Genomic DNA, 20615 nt, shown 5'->3' with positions numbered 1-20615 from the left:
GCGGCCCGGATCCTCGATCCGGGCCCTCTCCCTCGAGGTGGCGTCAGCGCTACCGGCTCGGCTTGTGCCGCTCGGTCAGCGGCAGATCGATGGTGCAGTGCAGGGTGGTCTCGCTCAACTCGTAGCGGGTGCGCGCATCCAGCGAGTAGGGCAGGGCTTTCTCGATCAGTTCGCGGCCGTAGCCGCGCCGCTGCGGAATGGTCTCCTCGGCGGAGCGTTCGAACCCGGTCTCGTGCCAGTACAGGATCAGCCGCGCCCGCTCGCCCTCGGTGTAGGTTTGCCACGTCACGCTCAGTCGCCCGGCGCGGTCGGCGAGCGCACCGTACTTGCGCGCATTGGTGGCGAGTTCGTGCAGGGCGAGGGCGAAGGTCTGCACCGTCGCCTTGCGCAACCGCACGGGCGGGCCTTTGAGGACGATGCGCTCCGCAGCCTCCCAGGCGCCCAGGGCATCGAGTTCGGTGCTGATCAGGGTGTGCAGGGTGATTGGTTCGAGGGTCGAGCGGGAGAGCAGGCCCTGCACGCGCGAGAGCACCGCGAGCCGACCGTAGAAGCGGCTGCGGAACACCTCCATGGAGGTGCTTCCGGCCATGGTCTGCTCGGCCAGCGAACGCACCACCGTGATGAGATTGCGGGTGCGGTGCTGCAGCTCGGCCACCATCACGCCCTGCTGCTCCTGGAGCCGGCGCAGGTCGTCGATGTCGGTCGAGGTGCCGAACCATTCGACGATGCCGCTCTCCCCGCGCACGGGCAGCGCCCGGTTCTGGAACCAGCGGTAACGATCCTCCGCGGCATGGCGGATGCGGTAATCGACGGTGAGGGCGCTGGTCGGGTCGGTCCCGTTCCAGGCCTCCTGCGCCCGGGTGCGGTCGTCGGGGTGGAGCGCGTCGAGCCAGCCGGAGCCGCCGCTCTCGGCCTCGGTCTGGCCGGTATAGGCGTGCCATTGCGGGCTTGCCCAACTCCAGCCGCCGTCCTGATCCGCCCGCCAAACGAGTTGGGGAATTCCCTCGACCAGGGCACGCTGCCGGGCTTCGCTGGCGCGCAGCTCCGTCTCGGCCTGGGCGCGCTCGGCCGCATCCCAAGTCCGGGCGGCCACGTCCTCGGCCAACGCCACCTCGGCGCGTGACCACGCCCGCGGCTTGCGGTCGTCGAGGAAGAAGAGGGCGCGCAACTGGCCGTCGCGCACCAGGGGCACCGCCACCAGGCTGCCGATGTCCACCTTCCTGTAGAATTCGGGATTCCGGAGCGCGTTGGTGTCGTTCACGATGATCGTCTCGCCCCGGTGGCACCGGTCGCGAAAGCTCTCGCCGAAATCGCGGATGCGCAGCGGCCCGAGATGCGGCTCCTCGACCGCGCTGTAGCGCACCTGCCGTTCGAGGATCTCTCCGTCGGCGTAGACGCGCGCATAGCCGGCCCGGCTGAGGCCGAGATGAGGGCCGAGCGTCTCGACGGCGACGCGCAGGGTCGCCACCGGATCGGTCTGGCCCTGCAGCCGGTCGGCGAGGTCGAGCAGGAAGGCATGGCGCGCCTCCTCCGCCCGCAGGTGTTCGGCCGCGAGATACTGGTCGTGGATGTCGGTGGCTGCACCGAACCAGCGCCCGATCCGGTCCTCCGCGTCGCGGGCCGGGGCATGGCGGATCAGGAACCAGCGATAGGTCCCGTCCCGGCGGCGGATGCGCTGCTGCCGCTCCAGGGCGCGGCCGGTGGCGAGGGCCTCGCCGAAGACCTGCCACGTCTCGTCCTGATCGTCGGGATGGAGGGCCGCGAGCCAGCCGCCGTCCTGCACTTGGTCGGGCGTCAGGCCGGTGTAGTCGTACCATTGCTGGTTCGCGACGGTGATCTTCCCTTCGCGATCCATGTGCCAGAGAAAGCTCGGCACGAGTTCGGTCAGGTTGCGGAACCGCTCCTCGCTGTCGCGCAGGGTGTCGGCGGTCCGCCGGCTCAGCAGTGCCTGGAGGATGGCCGGGGCCAGCGCCTCGGCAGCCTCCCGATCCTCCGGTCTGAAGCCGCCCTCCCGGTTGCCGAGGCCGATCATTCCCACGGTCTGCCCATCCCGCTTCAACGGCACGCCGAGAAAGGCCTTGAGCGGCGGATGCCCCTTCGGCGTGCCGATGCGGTCGGGATGCGTCTGCGGGTCGTTGGCGATGAGGCTGCTCCCGTCCTTCAGCACACGGCCGTAGAGGCCGTGGAGCTTGAGTCCTTTCGGAGGCACGCCCTTCGGGAAGGCGGGATCGTCGATCGCGAAGTGGTGCCAGCCGCGATCGCTGATGGAGACTTCGTCGAACTGGCCGCTCCCGTGGTTGATCTCGCCCATGAAACTGAAGGCGCTCTGCGTCACGTCCTCGGCGACCGCGAGGCAGACGCGGCCGAGCTCCTCCTCCGTGCGTGCCGCCAGCGCCTCGCGGAAGATGCGGTTGATCCCTTCGAGCACCGCGTTCTTGCGCCGGATGTCCGCCTCCGCCCGTCCGCGCTGGACCGCCGACCAGATCCGCTCGGCGACGTCGCGCAGCAACCCGACATCGGTCTCCGTCCAATCCCGCGGGATCGCCTGCGTGACGCAGAGCGCGCCGACCAGACGGCCGTTCTTGATGAGCGGTGCCCCCAGGCAGGCCGTGATCCCGAGAGCCGCCAGGGCCGGACGGTGCGCCGGCGGGACCGCGGTCGAGGTCTGCGTGTCGGCCACGACGTGGCACTGGCCGCGGCGGAGGATGTCGACCGACCATGCGAAATCCGCGATGCGGTGTTCGCCGGCGATCGAGCGCGCGCCGCCGCGCAGGTGGTCCCAAGCGATCCGCGCGGTTCCGGCAGCCTCGTCGATGGCGACGTAGTAGGCCCGGTCGACCTCCAGCCGCTCGCCGAGCAGCCGGCAGGCCTCGTTCTGAATCGTGGCCGGCTCGGTCAGCGTGCGCATCGCGTCGCTCAGCGCCAGGAGGAACGCGTGCCGCTCCTCGCGATCCCGCAGGGCCGTCTCGGCCGCTTTGCGCTTGGTGACGTCTTCGTAGAGGACCAGCAGCCGATCGTTCGCCTGCGGATAGACCGAGACCTCGAACCAGCGCCCCTTCGGCGTGTCGGTATGCTCCAACCGTGCCGGCATGCCCGCGGCGGCGATCCGCTCGTAGGTCTGAACCCACCAGGGATCGAGATCCGGCATCACCTCGCGCGCCCGCCGCCCGCGCGCCAGCGCTGCCGGGAGGCCGATCAGCCGTTCGCAGGCGGGATTGAGCGCGACGAAGCGGAAATCGACGGCACGGCCCTCTTCATCACGCTCGAATTCGAGCTCGCAGAAGCCCTGTCCCTTCGTCTGGAACAGGGGGCTGTCCGTCGCCTCGCCGACCCGGAGCGGCGCCTGGCAGCGGCCCTCCGTGACCGTTGCTCCGGTGACGAGCACCAGGACCCCCGCCGCTCCGCCGCCGGGACCGCGGACCGGACTGAGACAGAGCGTGAGCCCCGCACCGGATGGCTTCGGGCCGAGGACGAGGCCGGCGGCGGTGATCGCTTCGCCGGACCCGGCCCGGCGGAGGAGGAGGTCCAGCCTCTGCGCGTCATGTCCGGTGCGCGCGAGGGCGGGGAAGGCGCGTCCGACCGGGACGGGGCCGACCAGGGTCCGGAAGGCGTCGTTGCAAAGGGCTGTCAGGGCCGGACCCCAGGCCAGGGCCGCCGGTGCGCCCAGATCGTTCACGAGCCCGGCGGCCGACCGCAGCGAAACCGGCCACGTCTCGATCGGGCCGAGTGGCGTTTCGGCCCAATCGTCCTCGCGAGTCAGCCGGTTCGCCGTGCCGGGAGACGACGGCCGCTCGGGCGGATCCGTCTTCGCACCCATCCCACACTCCGCTGTGGCTCGATGGGTTCAACCTAAGGGACAGTCTGATACGGTTGTAAAGCACGCAGGGGTAGATCGAGCATCTTGCCGGACGATCGGGACCGAACCGCTTCGGCCCCGATCGAATCCGGCGGGCCGGGCCGGATCGACTACGCGCCGCGCAGGGCCGAGAGATCGAGCGGCAGCGAGCGCAGGCGCTGACCCGTCGCAGCGAAGACCGCGTTGGCGATGGCCGGCGCCAGAACCGGCACGCCGGGCTCGCCGATGCCGGTGGGCGCGACCTCGGAGGGCACGATGTGAACCTCGACCCGCGGCATCTCGGAGATGCGGGTCGGCTGGTAGCTGTCGAAGTTCCGCTCCTGCACCACGCCGTCCTTGAGGGTGATGCGGTTGCGCAGGACCGCCGACAGGGCAAAGCCCACCGCTCCCTCGACCTGGGCGCGAATGATGTCCGGATTCACCGCCACGCCGACATCGACCGCCGCCACGATCCGATTGACCTTCACGCTCGAATCGCCCGCCGTCACGTCGGCCACCATCGCCACGTAGGAGCCGAAGGATTCGTGCACGGCGACGCCGAGGCCGCGGCCCTTCTCGGAGGGCTTTTGGCTCCAGCCCGCCTTGTCGGCGGCCAGCCGCAGCACGCCGGACAGGCGCGGCGCCCGGGTCAGCAGCGACAGCCGATAGGCGACCGGATCGGCGTTCGCAGCATGCGCCAGCTCGTCGATGAACACCTCCATCACATGCGCGGTGTGGGTGTGGCCGACCGAGCGCCACCACAGCACCGGCACGCCCTCGCGGGCATTGTGCACCTCGAACCGGTAGGCGGGGAGCGCATAGGGCGTGTCGGAGGCGCCCTCGACGGTGGTGGAATCGATCCCGTTCTTCACCAGCATCGCCTCGAAGGGCGAGCCGATCATGATCGACTTGCCGACCATGGCGTGGCGCCAGCCGGTGATCTGTCCCTTCTCGTTCAGGCCCGCCTTGACCGTGTGAAAGACCTGCGGGCGATAGTAGCCACCGGCCATGTCGTCTTCGCGGGTCCAGACGAGGTGGACCGGCGCCTTGCCGTCCCAGGCCTTCACGATCGCGGCGGCCTCGGCGAAGTAGTCGGCGCCCGGCGTCGCGCGCCGGCCGAACGAGCCGCCGGCCCATTGCGTGTGCAGCCGGACCTTGTCGGTGGTAACGCCCAGCGTCGCGGCGAGCACCGCCTGCTCGACGGTCTGGATCTGGCATCCGGCATAGACGTCGTAGCTACCGTCCGACGCCCGCTCGATCGTGGCGTTCAACGGCTCCATCGCCGCATGCGCAAGGTAGGGGAAGGAGAACTCCGCCTCCAACACCTTCGCCGAACCCTTGAGGGCGCCGTCGGCGTCGCCCGCTTGGGAAGCGACGAGGCCGGCGGTCTTGGCGGTCTCACGGTACTCAGCGAGGATCGCGTCCGAGGAGCGGGTCTCGGCCGCCGAGTCGTCCCAGGTGATCTTGAGGGCCTCGCGGGCCTTCATCGCGCTCCAGGTGTCGCGGGCGATCACCGCCACGCCGGTCGGGATCGTGACGATGCCGACGATGCCGGGCATGCCTTGTGCGGCCTCCGCATCCACCGACTTCACCGTGGCGCCGAAGCGGGGCGGGTGGGCGACCAGCGCCGTGACTTGGCCGGGGCGGCGGATGTCGAGGGAGTAGATCGCGGTGCCGTCGGTCTTCGCGACCGAATCGATGCGCGGCACGCGCTGACCGATCAGCGTCCACTCCGCCGGGGTCTTGAGGCGCGGCTCCTGCGGCACCGGCTTGGCCGCGGCGGCCTCGGCGAATTCGCCGAAGCGGGCCTGCTTGCCGGACTTGTGGCTGATCACGCCCTTCGCGACGGTGATCTCAGACGCCGGCACGCCCCACTTGTCGGCGGCGGCAGCCACGAGCATGGCGCGGGCGGCCGCACCCGCCTTGCGGAGCTGGAACCAGGAATTGGCGATCGCCGTCGAGCCGCCGGTGCCCTGGACCGGGCCCATCAGGAGGTTGGCGTAGAGCCGGGCGTCGGCCGGGGCGAAGGCGACGCGCATCTGGCCCCAATCCGCGTCGAGCTCGTCGGCGAGGATGGTCGCGAGCCCGGTCGTGTTGCCCTGGCCCATGTCGAGGTGCTTGATCATCACCGTGACGGTGTCGTCGGCGGCGATACGCACGAAGGCGTTGGGTTGGGCCGGGGCCTTGGACAGAGCGTCCGAACCTTCCGCGGCGCGGGCGCCCTTCAGGTCGAGGCGGAAGGCGATCAGCACGGCGCCGGCCGCCGCGCCGGTGAGGAAGGCGCGCCGGGAGGGAACGGGCGCAGCGGTGAAATCGGGCTTGAGCATGCCAGGCTCCTGTATGCGGTGGATTGCGAGGCGGCTCAGGCGAGCGAGCGGGCGGCTTCGTGAATGGCGGCGCGGATGCGCTGATAGGTGCCGCAGCGGCAGACATTGCCCTCCATGGCGCCGTCGATGTCGGCGTCGCTGGGCTTCGGGTTGTCGCTGAGCAGGCCGATGGCCGACATGATCTGGCCGGACTGGCAGTAGCCGCACTGGACCACGTCGAGACCGCGCCACGCCGCCTTCACCGCGTCGGCCACCTTGCCCTCGACGCCCTCGATCGTCGTGACCTTGGCCTCACCCACATCGCCGATGCGGGTCTGGCAGGAGCGCACCGGCTGGCCATCGACATGCACGGTGCAGGCGCCGCACTGGGCGATGCCGCAGCCATACTTGGTGCCGGTCATGTCGAGCCGGTCGCGGATCACCCAGAGCAAGGGCATGTCGGGGTCGGCATCGACCTCCCGGACCACGCCGTTCAGGTTGAGGGTCAGCATGGGCGCACTCCGTGATCGACGGGCCGCACGATGCGCCGGGGCTCGCGAGCGCTCTCCCGTAAGGACAGGGCACGTCGGGCGCATCACTTCGGGACGGCACTTGGAATCGTTCCGATTCTGATCCCGGACGCCGATTCCTGATGTGCGGCAGCGCACCTGAATACGAAATGAGCTTTTCTCGACTGGGATCGAAACAATTCGCGGGAGTCTCGAAGCCGCTTCTTAACGGTTCGCGGGCAGGCTGTCGGCTCTCAACCTTGCCGCGTGCGCCGCAAGACCACGATCAGGCCCCGCACCGCTCCCGATTGGCGATCTCGACTGTTATGGCCGACCTTACAGCGGAGATGGTTCAGCGCGGGCGTGGGCCCTCCTCGCAGGAAGTGGCCAAGCGGCGCGGCATCGCCCGCGACATGCGCTCGGCCCGGGAGCGGCTGACCTCGACGAGCGGCCTGGAGCGGGCCTTCGACTACGAATTGCTGCGCCTCTACGCCCAGTACCGGGTGGGTGCGGGCATCCCGCTTCTGGCGCTGGCGCTGGTGGTCGCGGGGGCCTCCTCGATCTGGGTGCCGGCCGTGACCGCGGCGTTCTGGGCGGCCGGAGCGCTCGCCGCCACCGCACTGATGCTGCTGCTGAGCCGCCGATTCTTGCGGCAGGCGCCGGACAGCCTGCCGCTGCAGCGGTGGGGGCGCGCCTTCATCGCCGCCGAGTTCGGCCAGAGCCTCGCCTGGGCGATGCTGCTGCTCGTCGGCGCTCCCGATGCCCGCACCCTGGCGCTGTTCGGCCTCGTCATCGTCGCCGCGGTGACGACGATGCTCGCCGCGACCGTGCCGGTCGCCGCCCTGTCCGGCCTGCTCCCGCTGATGCTGGCGGCCCTGTCGCTGCTGCTCTTCTCTCGCGACATGGACACGATGCTCCTCGTCGCGATGACGGTGGCGAGCCAGGTCTTCTTCGCCGGTCTGGCGCGCCGCCTCTACGCCTCCGCCGTCGGCACCCTGCAGTCGCGGGCGGAGAAGGACGCGATCTTCGCCGAACTCGAACAGGCCAAGGCCAATTCCGACGAGGCGCGCCGGCGCGCGGAGGAGGCGAACCTCGCCAAATCCCGCTTCCTCGCCACCATGAGCCACGAGCTGCGCACGCCGCTCAACGCCATCCTCGGCTTCTCGGAGGTGATGAAGAACGAGGTGTTCGGCGCCCACACCGCCCCGGCCTACCGGGAATACGCCACCGACATCCACGACAGCGGGATGCACCTGCTGAACCTCATCAACGAGATCCTCGATCTCTCGCGCATCGAGGCCGGGCGCTACGACCTGAGCGAGGAGGCGGTGCAACTTGCCCACACGGTCGAGGAGTGCCGCCACATGATGACCCTGCGCGCCCGCAGCAAGGGTCAGACCTTCACGAGTCTCATCGACGATTCCCTGCCCCGTCTCTGGGCGGACGAGCGGGCCCTGCGCCAGATCGTGCTCAACCTCCTGTCGAACGCGGTGAAGTTCACCCCGCCCGGCGGCGAGATCACGATCAAGGTCGGCTGGACCTCGTCGGGCGGGCAGTATGTCAGCGTCAAGGATTCCGGCCCCGGCATCCCCGAGGACGAGCTCGGCACGGTGATGTCCTCGTTCGGGCGCGGCTCGCTGGCGATCAAGACCGCCGAGCAGGGCTCGGGCCTGGGGCTGCCGATCGTGAAGGGCCTGATCGACCTCCACGGCGGCGGCTTCCAGCTCAAGTCGAAGCCGCGCGAGGGCACCGAGGTGATCGTCACCTTCCCGGCCAGCCGCGGCATGGACACTCTGCCCGCTATGAATCTCGGTGCCGAGAGGGTCCCGGCCGAGACGGGGCCGGCCAAGCGCGCGCGGGCGGCCTGACGGAGGTTTCGGCCTCCGTTCGACCAACCGGTTCCGCCAGTCACCACGGTCCTCATGATGAGGAGCGGTGCAGCAGCCTCGAAGCACGCCGCGACGCTTCTCCTGCCAGACCGACGCGACAGGATCGCTGTTCGGGATCGACCGTTCGGCCGTGCTTCGAGGCCGAGCCTTGGCTCGGCGCCTCGGCATGAGGGGGGATGAGCTTGCCAAGCCCCTCGACTGAAAAGACGTCTAGTCCGCGCTCTTGCCCGAAACCCCCGCCTGCTCGAACGTCGCCATGTCGCGGTGGCAGGCGAGCGCGCCCTTCAGCAGGCCGAGGGCCAGCGCCGCGCCCGAGGCTTCGCCCAGCCGCATGTCGAGCGAGAGGACGGGTGTGAGGCCGAGCCGCTCCAGCACCTCGCCATGCGCCCCTTCCGCCGAACGATGGCCGGCGAGGCAATGGTCGAGGGCGTGCGGGTCGGCAGCGTGCAGCACGGCGGCCGCGGCGGTGGCGACGTAGCCGTCGAGCACCACCGGCACTCGCTGCAGCCGCGCGGCGAGGATGGCGCCGGCCATCGCCGCGATCTCACGGCCGCCGAGGCGCGCCAGCACTGCCAGCGGGTCGCTCAGATGATCCTTGTGCGTTTCGAGCGCCAGCCGCACGGCCTGCGCCTTGCGGTCGAGGCCGGCCGCGTCGAGCCCGGTGCCGCGCCCGACCCAGTGCTCGGCCTCGCCGCCGTAAAGCGCGGCGTAGATCGCCGCCGCGACCGTGGTATTGCCGATGCCCATCTCGCCGACCGCGAGGCAATCGGTGCCCGCGGCCACCGCCTCCATGCCGAAGGCCATGGTGGCCACGCAGCCCTTCTCGTCCAGCGCCGGGCCGGAGCAGATGTCGCCGGTCGGCATGTCGACGGCAAGGTCGAACACCCGGAAGCCGAGGCCGTAGGCGGCGCAGAGCTGGTTGATCGCCGCGCCCCCGGCGGCGAAGTTGTCCAGCATCTGCCGGTTGACCGCGGCCGGGAAGGCGGAGACGCCGCGCTCCACCACGCCGTGGCTGCCGGCGAAGACGCAGACCATCGGCCGGTCGAGGGTGGGCTTAGCCTTGCCCTGCCACGCGCCGAGCCATTCCACGAACTCTTCGAGCCGCCCGAGCGACCCCGGCGGCTTGGTGAGCTGCGCGTCGCGCGCGCGGATCGCGGCGACCGTGTCCCCGTCCGGGCCGGGCATCTCGGTGAGCAGGCGGCGGATATCGGCGAAGGGGGAGGCGGCTTGGTCTGAGGTCATGGGAGATCTCGTGCGCGTCGGGGGCGGGGACACCGCGAAAGGAGGTCGCCCGATCGGCGCGGGAATTGCCACCGGATAGACGACGGCGCCGCGTAGCAGGCAGGGGGCTCCCGGCGCTATAGAAGCGGACGGGCCCGCGGGTCCAGGCGGCCGGACGAAGGGGGACGGAATGATCGAGCGCAGCGGCCGCGATCCCGGACCGCCGTTTCCCGGTGCGGACTGGGTCTATGACCTCGCCGCCTGCCTCCGCTTCTTCACCCGCCTGCCGATCCCGCCTCTTCCCGACGAGCCGGCGCCCCATGCCGCACCGGATTTCCGCACCGTGCCGCGGGTGCTGCCGCTGGCTGGGCTGCTGATCGCGCTGCCGGCCGCTCTGGTGCTGGTGCTGGCCTGGGAGATCCGGCTCGGGCCGTTCGTGGCCGCTGCGCTCGCCCTCGTCGCCCTCGCCCTCATCACCGGCGCTATGCACGAGGACGGTTTGGCCGACGTCGCCGACGGGTTCGGCGGCGGGCAGAGCCGCGAGCGCAGCCTGGAGATCATGCGCGACAGCCGCATCGGCGCCTATGGCGGCACCGCGCTGTTCCTCGGATTGGCACTGCGGGCGGCGATGCTCGCGACCCTGCTCGATCGCTCCGGTACGCTCGCCGCGGTCGCGCTCCTCTTCGCCGCTGCCCTCTCGCGGACGGCGGCACTGATCCCCCTCGCGATCCTCGACCCCGCCCGTCCCGGCGGCGCGGGTGCCGCCGTCGGTCGGCCCAGCCGCGCCACGCTCGGAATTGCCGGGCTGCTCTGCCTGATCATCGCCGGAATCGCGGCCGCCCTCGGCCTGCCGTTGCTCGGCCTCGTCCTCGCACTGATCCTCGCGCCGCTCGCGGCCTTCGGCCTGAGCGCGCTCGCCGAGCGGAAGATTGGCGGCCAGACCGGCGACGTCGTCGGCGCCTGCCAGCAGGTTGGCGAGATCGCGGTGCTGCTGGCTCTGGTGGCGGCAACGGCGTAGGCGAGGGTGGCACGATGCTGAGGATCCTCCGTCGGCTCCTTGCCGGCCGTCGGGCCAAGGCGCAGGTCCGGACGTCCTCCGATATGCCCGTCGAAAAGATCGACCGTGCCGACACGGCCGAGCAGATCGAGATCCTGGCCCGCGGCGGCTTCGAGACCGAGGCCTCGACGCGCGGGACGATTCTCGACACCTACCTGAACCCCGACGCGGTCGCGCCCGACGATCGCCGCTGGGTCGAGGCGGAGGTGGCCCGCGCCTTCGCGCGCAAGCGGGCCGACGAGGCGACCTGGCCGCTGGAGACGGATTTCGACCGCCTCGCCATCGCCTTCGACAGGCTCGATGCCGCCGGCATCATCGCTCTGCATCGCGCCGGCTACACCCGCTCCGACGGGATCTCGGACGCGGCCGAGGTCTATCACCGGCGTAAGGAGCGCGGGCGCGCCTCGCGTGGGTTCGTGTTCTACCACGGTCAGGATGTCGAGGCGGTGGTCTTCGACCAGGGGCTCTACATCGCCTTCGGCTCGTTCGACGATCGCGACGAGACCATGGCCGCCATCGCCGCCGAGATCGTGGCGGCGGTGGGAGGCACAAGGGTTGCGGACCAAGTGGGAGGGCGACGTGGGCACGCGCATCCTTGTCCATCCGATCCAGTGGTTGAAGCGCAGCCCGCCCGACGACCCGCGGGAGGCATGACGTTGCCGGCGAGGCCTTGATTCACGGCCCCGCTCCGCCCCATCTGCACGGACGATGCTGGCGACTCCTTCAAACAAACCCTCCTCACCCTGCACCAAGCTCTGCGTGCTCGATGCCGTAACCGGCCTATGCGAGGGCTGCGGGCGCACGCGCGAGGAGATCGGGCTATGGGGTTCGCTCTCCGAGCCGCAGCGTCTGGCGGTCATGGCGGTGCTGCCCGAGCGGCTACGCCGGGCCTACCCTCAGCGGGAGATCCGCGCGTGATGATGTGGGCCGGCCTCGCCATCCTCGGGATCGGCCTCGTCGTTCTGATCGCCAACCACGATGGCGGCCCGGTGATGGGGCTCGATTCGGATCAAGTCGCTGGCCTCGTTTCGGCGACGGCGCTGCTGCTCCTCCTCACCGCCGGGCGCTGGCGGCAGGCGCTCGCGATGCCGGGAAAGACCGTGAGCTCGATCCTGATCTGGCTCGCCATCGGCGCTGTGATCGTCATCGGTTACACCTACCGCAACGACGCGCAGCAGGTCGGCGCCAACGTGGTCGGGGCGCTGCGCCCCGGCACTGCCGTGCTCGGCCCCGGTGACGAGGTGACGATCACCCGCCGCTCCGACGGCGATTTCTCGGTGCTGGCGGCGGTGAATGGCGGCGCCGAGGAGCGCTTCGTCTTCGACACGGGGGCAAGCAGCGTCGTGCTCACCGCCGCAACCGCCGAACGGCTCGGCATCCGCCCGCCGGAAAGCGCCTTCACCCAGCGCGTCTCCACGGCGAACGGCACCGCGCTGACAGCGCCGATCCGGCTCGACTCGATCACGGTTGGGCCGATCACCGAGCGAAACGTCAACGCGATGGTAAGCCGGCCGGGCGCGCTGACCACCAACCTGCTCGGCCAGAGCTTCCTTGATCGGCTGCCCTCCTACGAGGTGCGCGGCGACCGGCTGATCCTGCGCAGCCGCTGACGCCGGCCTTTACCGGTATCGGCCAAGCGCCCACTTCCATGCGCGCCGCCCGGAAAACCGTCTTGGCGAGAGCATTGTGCTTCCACGCCACGACCATTCTCACCGATTAGACAGCGGGCATTCAGCGCCCGGCTTCCCTGTCGTGTGCGGCGGCCTGAATTATAGTTTCTGAAATCAAGTCCCTGGCTTGTTTCTTGCGTGAAACAGTGAACCGCAGCCAGGGAAAATCGTTTGAACGGCTCAGCCTTCATCAGGCGGGTGATCTGCCCGGCCCACGGAAGGCTTTGAGGGGAGCGTATCGAACGGAGAGACTTTGACCGTGACCACTCCTGCCTTCCCCGCCGTCCGGCGCCTTTCCCTGGCCGCCGGAGTCTCGGCTGCGCTTCTCGCACTCGCGACGTCGGCGGCTTCCGCCCAATCCGTCGCCCCGCCGGTCGTCGAGGCCCCCACCATCGAGGCACCGACTCCGCCCGATCTCGGCAACGGACTGCCGCAAGGCGCCCTGGTCTTTCACGGCAATTACTGTGGCTCCGGTAGCCGCGGCGCTGGACTTCCTCCGGTCGATGCCCTCGATCGGGCTTGCATGCACCACGATGCCTGCTCGCCGCCCGTGGGGCAGGGGCTGCCCACTTGCTCCTGCAACGACCGGCTAGCGCGGGAGGCCACCGTTGTGGCCCGCACGCCGCGGATCAGCGATGAATTGCGGACCGCAGCGCAGTTCGTCGCCGTCGGCGCGAAGGCTCTGGCCTGCGAACCCTGATCGTTTCCGCTCGTCATCAGGTATCGGCGAGGAACTTCCGTTCCGCGCCGATACCGCGACCTCCGTCTCAAGTCGCCTCGGGCGGCTCCATGGGAATGCCCAGCGCGTCGAGGCCTTCCTCGAGCAATGAGGCCCCGTCCGGCGTGCCGAGCAGTTCGCGCATCACCGTATCGCCCGCCGCCTCGCGCTCCTTGGCGAAGGCGACCGCCGTGCGCCACTCCACCGCCTCGTAGTCGCCGCGGCCGATATAGAGCAGCGCTCCCAGATCGGCGCGCTCGTCCTCGTTGAGCCCGGCGATCATGCTGCGGATCTCCTGCTCGGTGGCGTCGTCGGTGCCGCTGGTCAGGATGTCGATCGAGCCGTCATCAGTCGGGTTGGAGCCTGAATCCGGATCGGTCACCCCTTCCTTCACCTCGACCGCCCGCAGCCGGAGGATGATCTCGGTGACCTTGTCGAGGGCGATGTCCATACGTCACTCCAGCTTCGACGGCCCGCCGGAGAGGGCGGCACGTCGGGTTCGAACGGAATGCGCGGGATCCGTCGCGGCTGTCCGGACCAGCCGGTGACCTCGGGCCGCAACGGGGCGCAGAGCCTCGACAACCCGTGGCGTAGCCATTGGTTCGACGCGGACGGGGCGCCGTGCGGGACAGGGATGGCGAGGTAACGGTGGACGAGGCCGCCCGCGAAGCCTCAGGCGCGGGGCGGATACCCGCCCGTCTCGGCGGGCACGGTCTGCGCCGGACGCTCCTCTTCCCGCCGGTGCCACATCAGGAGGAGGGCGGAAACCACGAGCCAGGGGCCGGCGATCCCGATGAAGAACGACATGGGCGCATCTCCCGCGCGGCGGCCTCCGTGGGTGCGAGAGAACCCGTTCCGCGCGCGAAGGATGATAGGCGCTGCCGGCCGGCCCGCAAGCCGGTGTGTCAGGCGAAGAGTTCGGGGCGGCGTAGGCGCAAGGAGAGCAGGAGCACCAGCGTCTTCATATCGGTGATCTCGCCGGCCTCGCTCATGGCCGCGAGGGTGGGAAGCGGCATCTCGACGACGGTGATCGCCTCGTGCTCCTCGGCCAGGCCGCCGCCCGGCCCCTCCCGGTCGCTCTCCGCGTAGGGGGCGAGGAACAGGTGCATCCGCTCGGTGGAGATCCCCGGCAGGCTCCACACCGTGGAGACCGGTTCCAGCTGCGACAGCCGCAAGCCGGTCTCCTCGAAGGCCTCCCGGCGCACACCCTCCGCCGGATCCGCCTCGTCGAGGAGGCCCGCAGGCACTTCGAGCAGGTCGGTCACGCCCGCGGTGAAGAAGGGGGGCACACGGAACTGCCGGATCAGCAGGGCGACCCGGCGCTCCGGGTCGTAGGGCAGCACGCAGACGGCCTCGCCGTGATCCTCGATCTCGCGGGTCACCTCGGCGCCCTCGGGCGTCGTCACCTCGGCGACGACGAAGCTGGCCCAGCCGTCGTGAACGGTGCGGGTGCCGCGGATCTCGGGGGGCATGGCGTCTCCTCGGGAGGGCTGGTTCAGGATCGGGCGGGCTCGCAGGCCCGGTCGGCGCAGCGGCGGATCAGGAAGCGCGAGGCCGGACCGTCTCGTTCCTGCGCCTCCAGCGACGCCCCTTCCTCGCGGACGACATTGGGGATGTCGATCTCGGCGAGCGGGTCGGTCGCGGTCACGGCCAGGCACGCGCCGGGCGCAAGCGCCCGCAGGGCCTTGCGCGTGCGCAGGGCGGGGAGAGGGCATTTGAGGCCGCTGAGGTCGAGTTCGACCGCGCCGTCCTGCGGAATCTCGGGCATGGCAGCGGCGCATAGCACAAAAAAGCCCCGCCGGCTGAACCCGGCCGGCGGGGCGATCGTCTCGATGGCTGGAAGGGTCTGTTACCAGCCGTAGGGGCCGTAGCCGTAATAGCCGCCATAGGCCGGGTAGCCGTAGCCATAGCCGCCGTAATAGCCGACGGGGCGGCCGTAGCCGTAATAACCGCCATAGGCCGGGTAGCCGTAGTAGCGGGGCGCCGCGCTGGCGGCGATCGCTCCGCCGATCAGCCCGAGCGCCGCGCCCGCGAACAGCGCGCCGCCGACATTGCGGCGTCGATAGCCGTAACCGTAGCCGTAGCGGGGGCCGTAATAGCCGCCGTAGTAGCCGCGTCGCCAGTGGACGGTGTCGACGGTGGTGTTGCCACCGCCGACCTGCGCGGCGTTCATCGCGGGCAGAGGTGCAGCCTCGGCCGACGGGACGGCCGTCACGGTCAGGCCCACCGCGGTGAGGCCGGCCAGCGTCAGGGTCGTGATGCGGGACATGGGTGCGGACTCCTTAGCCATTAAGGAACACGCAGAGGAACAACGCAGTGCCGAACGCGTTCCAACGGCAAAGCTTGCCCGCGAGGAAAATTCGCCGCAGCCGATCTCCCCATCGTGAACCCGATCTTCGGCAGGCCGATCGAGGGTCCGGGTCGTCCCTTCATCGGCGGGTAAGGCCGGCATGATCTGATCGTGACATATCACGACACGGTCTCGATGCCCGCCTCATCTGCAACCGCCTCTGCGCCGATCGCGCAGGCCAAGCTCGGCCGACGCGTCGAGCCCGATCTGCGCATCGCGCTCTGTGCCGCCGCCTGTTTCGGCCTGGCCTTGCTCTGTTGGGCACGCGGCGGCTGGATCTTCCCCCTCGACGATGCCTACATCACGCTCCACAATGCCCGTGTCCTGATCGACGGGCGCGACCCGAATTACGGTGTCCCGGCCCTCGTCGGCGCGAGCAGCCCGATCCACCTCGCCCTGGTGACGGCCTTCAGCCTGGTGCTGCCGGGTGAGGCCGCGGCGTATCTCGTCGCCAGTATCGGACTGGTGCTGTTCCTCGCCGGGCTGCTGACGCTGGCGCAACGGCTTGGCCTTCCCTGGCCGGAAGGCACCGCGCTGGCTCTCGTGGGCGTAGCCTCGGGCGCCGGTCAGCTCCTCAACGGTCTGGAGACCGGCCTCGTCATGGCGGCCGTGACGTGGGCGCTGGTGTTTGCTCTCGACCGTCCGTCGCGGCGGCTGGCACTGGTCTGCGGGCTCCTGCCCTTCCTGCGCCCCGAACTCGGCCTGCTTTCGCTGATCCTGATGACGCGGCAGCTGTGGCTGCGGCTCAAGGCCGGACCCGATCGCGTGACAGCCCTGCGTGCCGTCACGGCGGACGCGACGATCGTGCTGTTGGCGGCCAGTCCCTGGCTGGTCTGGAGCCTCGCCACGACCGGTGCCCTGCTGCCGCAGACGATGGCGGCGAAGCGGGCGTTCTTCCCTAAGCCCTCCGGCAGCCTACCGGAGAACCTCTTCTACGCCGCGCTGCTGACAGCGATCGGAATCGGGCCGGCGGTGGCGGCATTGCCCTTTCTCGGCCGCGATAGAATGGCCTGGGCTATCTGGAGCTTTGTGGGTCTGTTCATTCTCGGCTTCGCGCTGACCAACTGGGAAGTGCTCGCGCATAACGGGTACCGCTATACCTACGCGCTGCTGCCGATCGCCCTGTTCGCGGCCCTGAGCTTCGGCGCTGGGCGCGGTCTGCGCCTTCTGCGTCCCCTCATTCTGACCCAGGCCGCGGTCGCCCTGCTATCCCCTACCCACATCGCCGCCGGGCAGGAGCGCGTGGCGCAGTACAGGGCCCTCGCGCACTGGGCGCAGGCAAACCTGCCGCAGGCGCATCTTCTGATCCACGATGCCGGCGTGATCGCCGAGGCGAGCAACCTCCCGCTCACCGATCTGGTCGGCCTGAAATCACCCGACAGCATTGCCGATCACCGCCGCTGGACGGCACCGAGCGGTGGGACCGCGCGGTTCCGTGCCCTCGACGCGATCGTCCGGCGCAGCGGGGCGACCCACGCGATTATCCTCGACGACGCGCCCGACCGCTTCTGGGCCTCTCTTGCGGATGATCTACGCCGCGGCGGCTGGACTCTCGATCCACTGGATACGGGGATCGCGCGTGGTCCCTACATCCTCTATCACCTGACGCCGCCCGCGAGCGCTGCTGCGGAGTAGGCGGCAGGGCTGGGCTCCACTCTCGGATTCAGAACGTGCAGGCGGTGAAGGCCGGATCCACCGACTTTTCCCATGGGCCCTCGTAATCGGCGAGCCGATCCTCGGCGTGGCTGCGCCCGGCGGCGATGATCGCTTCCAGGGGCTGGAGATAGACCGCCTCGTCGCGCCCGTTCCCGTCGCGGCGCGCCCGCGCCTGCAGGCCGCTGCGGGCGATGGCCAGCGCTTCCGCCGCGACCGCACCGAGGCAGCGTCCGCCGATGCTGGTATGCAGCCCGAGCCGCGGCACGGCGGCACGGATCGATTCCCGTTCGCTGGCGGACCAGCCGCGCACGAGATCCCAGGCCGCGGAGAGCGCAGTCTCGTCGTAGAGGAGCCCGACCCAGAAGGCCGACTGCGCCGCGATCATCGCGGGACCGCCGACATCGGCACCGCGCATCTCGAGGAAGCGCTTGAGGCGCACTTCCGGGAAGACGGTGGAGGCGTGATTGGCCCAGTCCGAGACGGTCGCCCGCTCACCCGGCAATTGCGCGAGGCGCCCGTCCATCAGGTCGCGGAACGAGGCGCCGGCGACGTCGTGGTAGGTCTCGCCGCGCTTGACGAAATACATCGGCACGTCGAGCAGCCAGTCGACATAGGCCTCGTAGCCGAAGCCCTCGTCGAAGGCGAAGGGGAGCATGCCGGTGCGGTCGGCGTCGGTGTCGCGCCAGATCTCGGAGCGGCGCGACAGAAAGCCGTTGGGCCGCCCGTCGGTGAAGGGGGAATTGGCAAATAGCGCGGTGGCGACGGGCTGGAGCGCAAGGCTGACGCGCATCTTCCGCACCATGTCGGCCTCGGAGGCGAAGTCGACATTCACCTGCACGGTCGCGGTGCGCAGCATCATGTCGAGGCCGAGCTTGCCCACCTTCGGCATGTAGTTGCGCATGATGCGGTAGCGGCTCTTGGGCATCTGCGGCGTCGCCTCGCGGGTCCATTTCGGACTCATGCCGAGGTCGAGGAAGCCGATGCCGAGCGGTTCGGACGCGCGCTTCGTCGCGGCGAGATGCTCGTCGAGCTCGGTCGCCGTCGCGTGGATGTCGGGCAGTGGCGCGCCGGAGAGTTCGAACTGGCCGCCCGGCTCGATCGAGATCGCGCCGCCGCCCTCGTTGTTGGCGAGCCCGATGATGTTGCCGCCATCGAGAATCGGTTCCCAGCCGGTTTCGCGGCCGAGGTTTTCCAGGAGCGCCCGGATGCCGCGCTCGCCCTCGTAGGGCACAGGCGCGTGATCGGCCGTGTAGAACGGGATCTTCTCGTGCTCGGTGCCGATGGCGAAGCGTTCGCGCGGCTTCTCGCCCGCGGAAAACCACGCGATCAGTTCGTCCCGCGTGGTCAGCGGGGTCGTGTCGGACGTGTCGCGCGCCATGCGCTGCCTCGAAGGTAACGTCGGTCGAAGGGTATCAGCGGCGCGCCGAGGATCCGCCACCGGACGGGGCCGGCAGCGGCCTCACCGGATGTCGTGTCCTTAGAGGACGCCGCAAGACTGAACAACGCGCCCGCCGACCGCATGGCAGACATGCCTCAAGCTTCTGTTTGCGGCGTCAAACCCGGTGATCCCGGATCCGCGAAGTACGGGGCGTAGACCGCCCGATCGACGCCGGCCCGAAGGAGGATCTGGAGCAGCAGCCGCGCCTTCACCCCCGACAGGATGCCGGCCGAGAGCACGCCGCGGGCGAGCAAATCGATCTCGCCGCCGGGATAACCGTATGTGCGCGAGAACACAGGGCCCGTCTCCGCGCGTGAGGCGAGGATGACGGGAATCTGCTCGACCAGGCTGGAGACGATCTCGGCGAGGGGCTCCGGGACGTGGCCCGCGCCCATCCCCTCGATCACGACGCCGCGGAAGCCGAGGTCCGGCAGGGCGGCGAGCAGACGCCCATCGTCGCCGATGCCCATCTTCAGGAGCGCCACAGGGACTGGTTCGTCGCCCAACGATCCGGAGACGACGGGGGCCCGTTGCGGACGCATGAAGATCCGGGCCTCGCTCTCGATCACGAGGCCGAGGGGGCCGGCCAACGGCGAGCGGAAGGCCGAGGGGAGGGCGGTGTGGGTCTTCTGCACGAGGCGGGCGGCGTGGACCTCGTCGTTGAGGACAGCGAGCACGCCCAGCCCCCGCGCCGCCGCGCTCCCCGCGACGATGGTCGCGGCCAGCAGGTTGCCCGGCCCGTCCGCCCCGGCACTCTCCGGACCGCGCATCGCTCCGGTGACGACGACGGGCTTGTTGCCGGCGATCAGGCTGTCGAGGACGAACGCGGTTTCCTCGATCGTGTCGGTGCCCTGGATCACCACTGCGCCGTCGCAATCACCCGCAAGGCGTGCGTCGAGCGTGCGCGCCACGCCGATCAGGTCGTCGAGGGTGAGCCCTGCGCTCGGCCGGCGCAGAGGCGAGCGCGTCTCGATCTGCGCCACCGCGGCGAGCCCCGGCACCGAGGCCGCGAGGTCGGCGGCCGTCAGGGTCGGCACGATCCCTCCCTCGAGGCTCCGGGTCATGGTGATCGTCCCGCCCAGGGACAGGAGGAGGATGCGGGGCAGCGTCATTCTTTAAGACATCCTCGAATCGGGCCGGATCACCGCGCGTCGCCGAGCACCGCCTGCACCAGCGCCATCACCGCCACGGCGGCCGTATCCGCCCGCAGGATGCGCGGACCGAGCGAGAGGGCGACCGTATTGGGGCGGGCTGCGATCAAGGCGCGCTCCTCTGCGTGGAACCCGCCCTCGGGGCCGACCAGCACGGCGAGCGGCGGCGGGTTGGCCGGGTCGGCCGCGCCTCGCAGGGCCGCCACCGGATCGGTGACGGGCGCGTCCTCGTCGCAGAACACGAGCAGGCGCTCAGGCTCCAGCGCATCAAGGCAGGCCGGGAGCCGGTCCGGCTCGCCAATTTCGGGAATCGCGAGGATGCCGCACTGCTCGGCCGCCTCGATCGCGTTGGCCTGGAGCCGGTCGAGCTTGATCCGCTCGCCTTGGGTGAAGCGGGTGAAGACCGGCTGGAGGCGCCCGGCCCCCATCTCCACCGCCTTCTGCGCCATGTAGTCGAGGCGCCCCGTTTTCAGGGGCGCGAACAGGTAGTGCAGGTCGGCCGAAGCCGGCTGCGGCCGAGTCTGCGCCACGACCCGCAGATCCGCGCTCTTGCGTCCCTGCGGCACGATCTCGGCGCGCCACTCGCCGTCGCGCCCGTTGAACAACAGGACGGGTTCGCCCTCGGCGCGGCGCAGCACGGTGAGCAGATAGTTCGCCTGCGCACGCTCCAGCGGCAGGACGATCCCTTCCGCCAGATCCGCTTCGACGAACAGGCGCGGGGCGGTGAAATCGTAGGCGGCCATAGTCTCTCGCAAGCAGGATGGTCTCGTCGCGTGGTCGCCATCGGCTGTCAATCGGAGCCCCGTTCGGCTCCT

General features: G+C 70.1%; 18 protein-coding genes and 1 pseudogene. 7 read left to right on the top strand and 12 right to left on the bottom strand.

Going from position 1 to position 20615, the window contains the following annotated elements:
- Positions 1 to 49: 49 nt before the first annotated feature.
- The 3 genes from MFF24_RS14270 to MFF24_RS14260 form a co-directional block, all read right to left on the bottom strand.
- Positions 50 to 3817: a GAF domain-containing protein gene (locus tag MFF24_RS14270; protein ID WP_238225079.1), complete on the bottom strand. Its 3768-nt coding sequence runs from the start codon at positions 3815 to 3817 to the stop codon at positions 50 to 52.
- A 149-nt stretch (positions 3818 to 3966) separates the two neighbouring features.
- Positions 3967 to 6162: a xanthine dehydrogenase family protein molybdopterin-binding subunit gene (locus MFF24_RS14265; protein WP_238225078.1), complete on the bottom strand. Its 2196-nt coding sequence runs from the start codon at positions 6160 to 6162 to the stop codon at positions 3967 to 3969.
- Positions 6163 to 6197: 35 nt separating this feature from the next.
- Entirely contained in the window at positions 6198 to 6653 is a 456-nt protein-coding gene (locus MFF24_RS14260; RefSeq protein ID WP_238225076.1) for a (2Fe-2S)-binding protein, read from the bottom strand.
- A gap of 323 nt (positions 6654 to 6976) precedes the next feature.
- On the opposite strand from MFF24_RS14260, the gene MFF24_RS14255 reads away from it, so the two are divergent.
- Complete coding sequence (locus MFF24_RS14255) at positions 6977 to 8518, top strand: sensor histidine kinase (protein WP_238225074.1); 1542 nt, start codon at positions 6977 to 6979, stop codon at positions 8516 to 8518.
- A gap of 231 nt (positions 8519 to 8749) precedes the next feature.
- Here MFF24_RS14255 and cobT read toward each other — a convergent pair whose 3' ends face one another.
- Positions 8750 to 9781: a nicotinate-nucleotide--dimethylbenzimidazole phosphoribosyltransferase gene (gene cobT, locus MFF24_RS14250; RefSeq protein WP_238225072.1), complete on the bottom strand. Its 1032-nt coding sequence runs from the start codon at positions 9779 to 9781 to the stop codon at positions 8750 to 8752.
- Between the two features lie 169 nt (positions 9782 to 9950).
- Here cobT and cobS point away from each other — a divergent pair, with 169 nt between their 5' ends.
- The 5 genes and pseudogenes from cobS (at position 9951) to MFF24_RS14225 (ending at position 13187) form a co-directional block, all read left to right on the top strand.
- Entirely contained in the window at positions 9951 to 10778 is an 828-nt protein-coding gene (gene cobS / locus MFF24_RS14245) for an adenosylcobinamide-GDP ribazoletransferase (RefSeq protein WP_166058534.1), read from the top strand.
- A 14-nt stretch (positions 10779 to 10792) separates the two neighbouring features.
- Positions 10793 to 11471, top strand: a pseudogene (locus tag MFF24_RS14240) (DUF6891 domain-containing protein).
- Positions 11472 to 11525: 54 nt separating this feature from the next.
- Positions 11526 to 11735 carry a DUF1289 domain-containing protein gene (locus tag MFF24_RS14235; protein WP_238225069.1) on the top strand — a complete coding sequence of 70 codons (210 nt, stop codon included), beginning with the start codon at positions 11526 to 11528 and terminating at the stop codon, positions 11733 to 11735.
- Positions 11735 to 12427: a retropepsin-like aspartic protease family protein gene (locus MFF24_RS14230; RefSeq protein ID WP_238225067.1), complete on the top strand. Its 693-nt coding sequence runs from the start codon at positions 11735 to 11737 to the stop codon at positions 12425 to 12427. The genes MFF24_RS14235 and MFF24_RS14230 overlap by 1 nt, the downstream gene beginning before the upstream one ends.
- Before the next feature lie 319 nt (positions 12428 to 12746).
- Entirely contained in the window at positions 12747 to 13187 is a 441-nt protein-coding gene (locus tag MFF24_RS14225) for a phospholipase A2 family protein (protein ID WP_238225065.1), read from the top strand.
- Positions 13188 to 13254: 67 nt separating this feature from the next.
- Here the strand turns inward: MFF24_RS14225 and MFF24_RS14220 are convergent, their stop codons facing one another.
- From MFF24_RS14220 to MFF24_RS14205, 5 genes are all read right to left on the bottom strand, one after another.
- Positions 13255 to 13656, bottom strand: coding sequence for a DUF3775 domain-containing protein (locus tag MFF24_RS14220; RefSeq protein WP_133089921.1), 402 nt, complete (start codon positions 13654 to 13656; stop codon positions 13255 to 13257).
- 221 nt (positions 13657 to 13877) lie between these two features.
- Entirely contained in the window at positions 13878 to 14012 is a 135-nt protein-coding gene (locus tag MFF24_RS28835; RefSeq protein ID WP_283214504.1) for a hypothetical protein, read from the bottom strand.
- A 98-nt stretch (positions 14013 to 14110) separates the two neighbouring features.
- Positions 14111 to 14677 (bottom strand): NUDIX domain-containing protein, encoded by a 567-nt coding sequence (locus MFF24_RS14215; protein ID WP_108938869.1) that lies wholly within the window; start codon positions 14675 to 14677, stop codon positions 14111 to 14113.
- Positions 14678 to 14700: 23 nt separating this feature from the next.
- The gene (locus tag MFF24_RS14210) at positions 14701 to 14973 is read right to left on the bottom strand and encodes a sulfurtransferase TusA family protein (RefSeq protein ID WP_238225063.1); all 273 of its coding nucleotides are present in this window, start codon (positions 14971 to 14973) and stop codon (positions 14701 to 14703) included.
- 81 nt (positions 14974 to 15054) lie between these two features.
- The gene (locus MFF24_RS14205) at positions 15055 to 15474 is read right to left on the bottom strand and encodes a hypothetical protein (RefSeq protein ID WP_133089918.1); all 420 of its coding nucleotides are present in this window, start codon (positions 15472 to 15474) and stop codon (positions 15055 to 15057) included.
- Positions 15475 to 15690: 216 nt separating this feature from the next.
- Here MFF24_RS14205 and MFF24_RS14200 point away from each other — a divergent pair, with 216 nt between their 5' ends.
- The gene (locus MFF24_RS14200) at positions 15691 to 17190 is read left to right on the top strand and encodes a DUF8728 domain-containing protein (RefSeq protein ID WP_238225062.1); all 1500 of its coding nucleotides are present in this window, start codon (positions 15691 to 15693) and stop codon (positions 17188 to 17190) included.
- Positions 17191 to 17218: 28 nt separating this feature from the next.
- Here MFF24_RS14200 and MFF24_RS14195 read toward each other — a convergent pair whose 3' ends face one another.
- From MFF24_RS14195 to MFF24_RS14185, 3 genes are all read right to left on the bottom strand, one after another.
- The gene (locus MFF24_RS14195; protein ID WP_238225061.1) at positions 17219 to 18589 is read right to left on the bottom strand and encodes a glutamate--cysteine ligase; all 1371 of its coding nucleotides are present in this window, start codon (positions 18587 to 18589) and stop codon (positions 17219 to 17221) included.
- A 155-nt stretch (positions 18590 to 18744) separates the two neighbouring features.
- A complete protein-coding gene (locus MFF24_RS14190; RefSeq protein WP_238225060.1) occupies positions 18745 to 19761 on the bottom strand; it encodes an asparaginase in 1017 nt (338 codons plus the stop codon).
- Positions 19762 to 19790: 29 nt separating this feature from the next.
- The gene (locus MFF24_RS14185) at positions 19791 to 20543 is read right to left on the bottom strand and encodes a 16S rRNA (uracil(1498)-N(3))-methyltransferase (RefSeq protein ID WP_238225059.1); all 753 of its coding nucleotides are present in this window, start codon (positions 20541 to 20543) and stop codon (positions 19791 to 19793) included.
- Between the last annotated feature and the right edge of the window lie 72 nt (positions 20544 to 20615).

The organism is Methylorubrum aminovorans, from assembly GCF_022179725.1.
GTDB classification, from domain to species: Bacteria; Pseudomonadota; Alphaproteobacteria; order Rhizobiales; family Beijerinckiaceae; genus Methylobacterium; species Methylobacterium aminovorans.
This window is presented reverse-complemented; position numbering and strand designations above follow the sequence as displayed.

Bases quoted from the DNA above. Each gene is read 5' to 3' on its own strand.
- MFF24_RS14270 (WP_238225079.1), bottom strand. From the start codon at position 3,817: ATGGGTGCGAAGACGGATCCGCCCGAGCGGCCGTCGTCTCCCGGCACG.
- MFF24_RS14265 (WP_238225078.1), bottom strand. From the start codon at position 6,162: ATGCTCAAGCCCGATTTCACCGCTGCGCCCGTTCCCTCCCGGCGCGCC.
- MFF24_RS14260 (WP_238225076.1), bottom strand. From the start codon at position 6,653: ATGCTGACCCTCAACCTGAACGGCGTGGTCCGGGAGGTCGATGCCGAC.
- MFF24_RS14255 (WP_238225074.1), top strand. From the start codon at position 6,977: ATGGCCGACCTTACAGCGGAGATGGTTCAGCGCGGGCGTGGGCCCTCC.
- cobT (WP_238225072.1), bottom strand. From the start codon at position 9,781: ATGACCTCAGACCAAGCCGCCTCCCCCTTCGCCGATATCCGCCGCCTG.
- cobS (WP_166058534.1), top strand. From the start codon at position 9,951: ATGATCGAGCGCAGCGGCCGCGATCCCGGACCGCCGTTTCCCGGTGCG.
- MFF24_RS14235 (WP_238225069.1), top strand. From the start codon at position 11,526: ATGCTGGCGACTCCTTCAAACAAACCCTCCTCACCCTGCACCAAGCTC.
- MFF24_RS14230 (WP_238225067.1), top strand. From the start codon at position 11,735: ATGATGTGGGCCGGCCTCGCCATCCTCGGGATCGGCCTCGTCGTTCTG.
- MFF24_RS14220 (WP_133089921.1), bottom strand. From the start codon at position 13,656: ATGGACATCGCCCTCGACAAGGTCACCGAGATCATCCTCCGGCTGCGG.
- MFF24_RS28835 (WP_283214504.1), bottom strand. From the start codon at position 14,012: ATGTCGTTCTTCATCGGGATCGCCGGCCCCTGGCTCGTGGTTTCCGCC.
- MFF24_RS14215 (WP_108938869.1), bottom strand. From the start codon at position 14,677: ATGCCCCCCGAGATCCGCGGCACCCGCACCGTTCACGACGGCTGGGCC.
- MFF24_RS14210 (WP_238225063.1), bottom strand. From the start codon at position 14,973: ATGCCCGAGATTCCGCAGGACGGCGCGGTCGAACTCGACCTCAGCGGC.
- MFF24_RS14205 (WP_133089918.1), bottom strand. From the start codon at position 15,474: ATGTCCCGCATCACGACCCTGACGCTGGCCGGCCTCACCGCGGTGGGC.
- MFF24_RS14200 (WP_238225062.1), top strand. From the start codon at position 15,691: ATGCCCGCCTCATCTGCAACCGCCTCTGCGCCGATCGCGCAGGCCAAG.
- MFF24_RS14195 (WP_238225061.1), bottom strand. From the start codon at position 18,589: ATGGCGCGCGACACGTCCGACACGACCCCGCTGACCACGCGGGACGAA.
- MFF24_RS14190 (WP_238225060.1), bottom strand. From the start codon at position 19,761: ATGACGCTGCCCCGCATCCTCCTCCTGTCCCTGGGCGGGACGATCACC.
- MFF24_RS14185 (WP_238225059.1), bottom strand. From the start codon at position 20,543: ATGGCCGCCTACGATTTCACCGCCCCGCGCCTGTTCGTCGAAGCGGAT.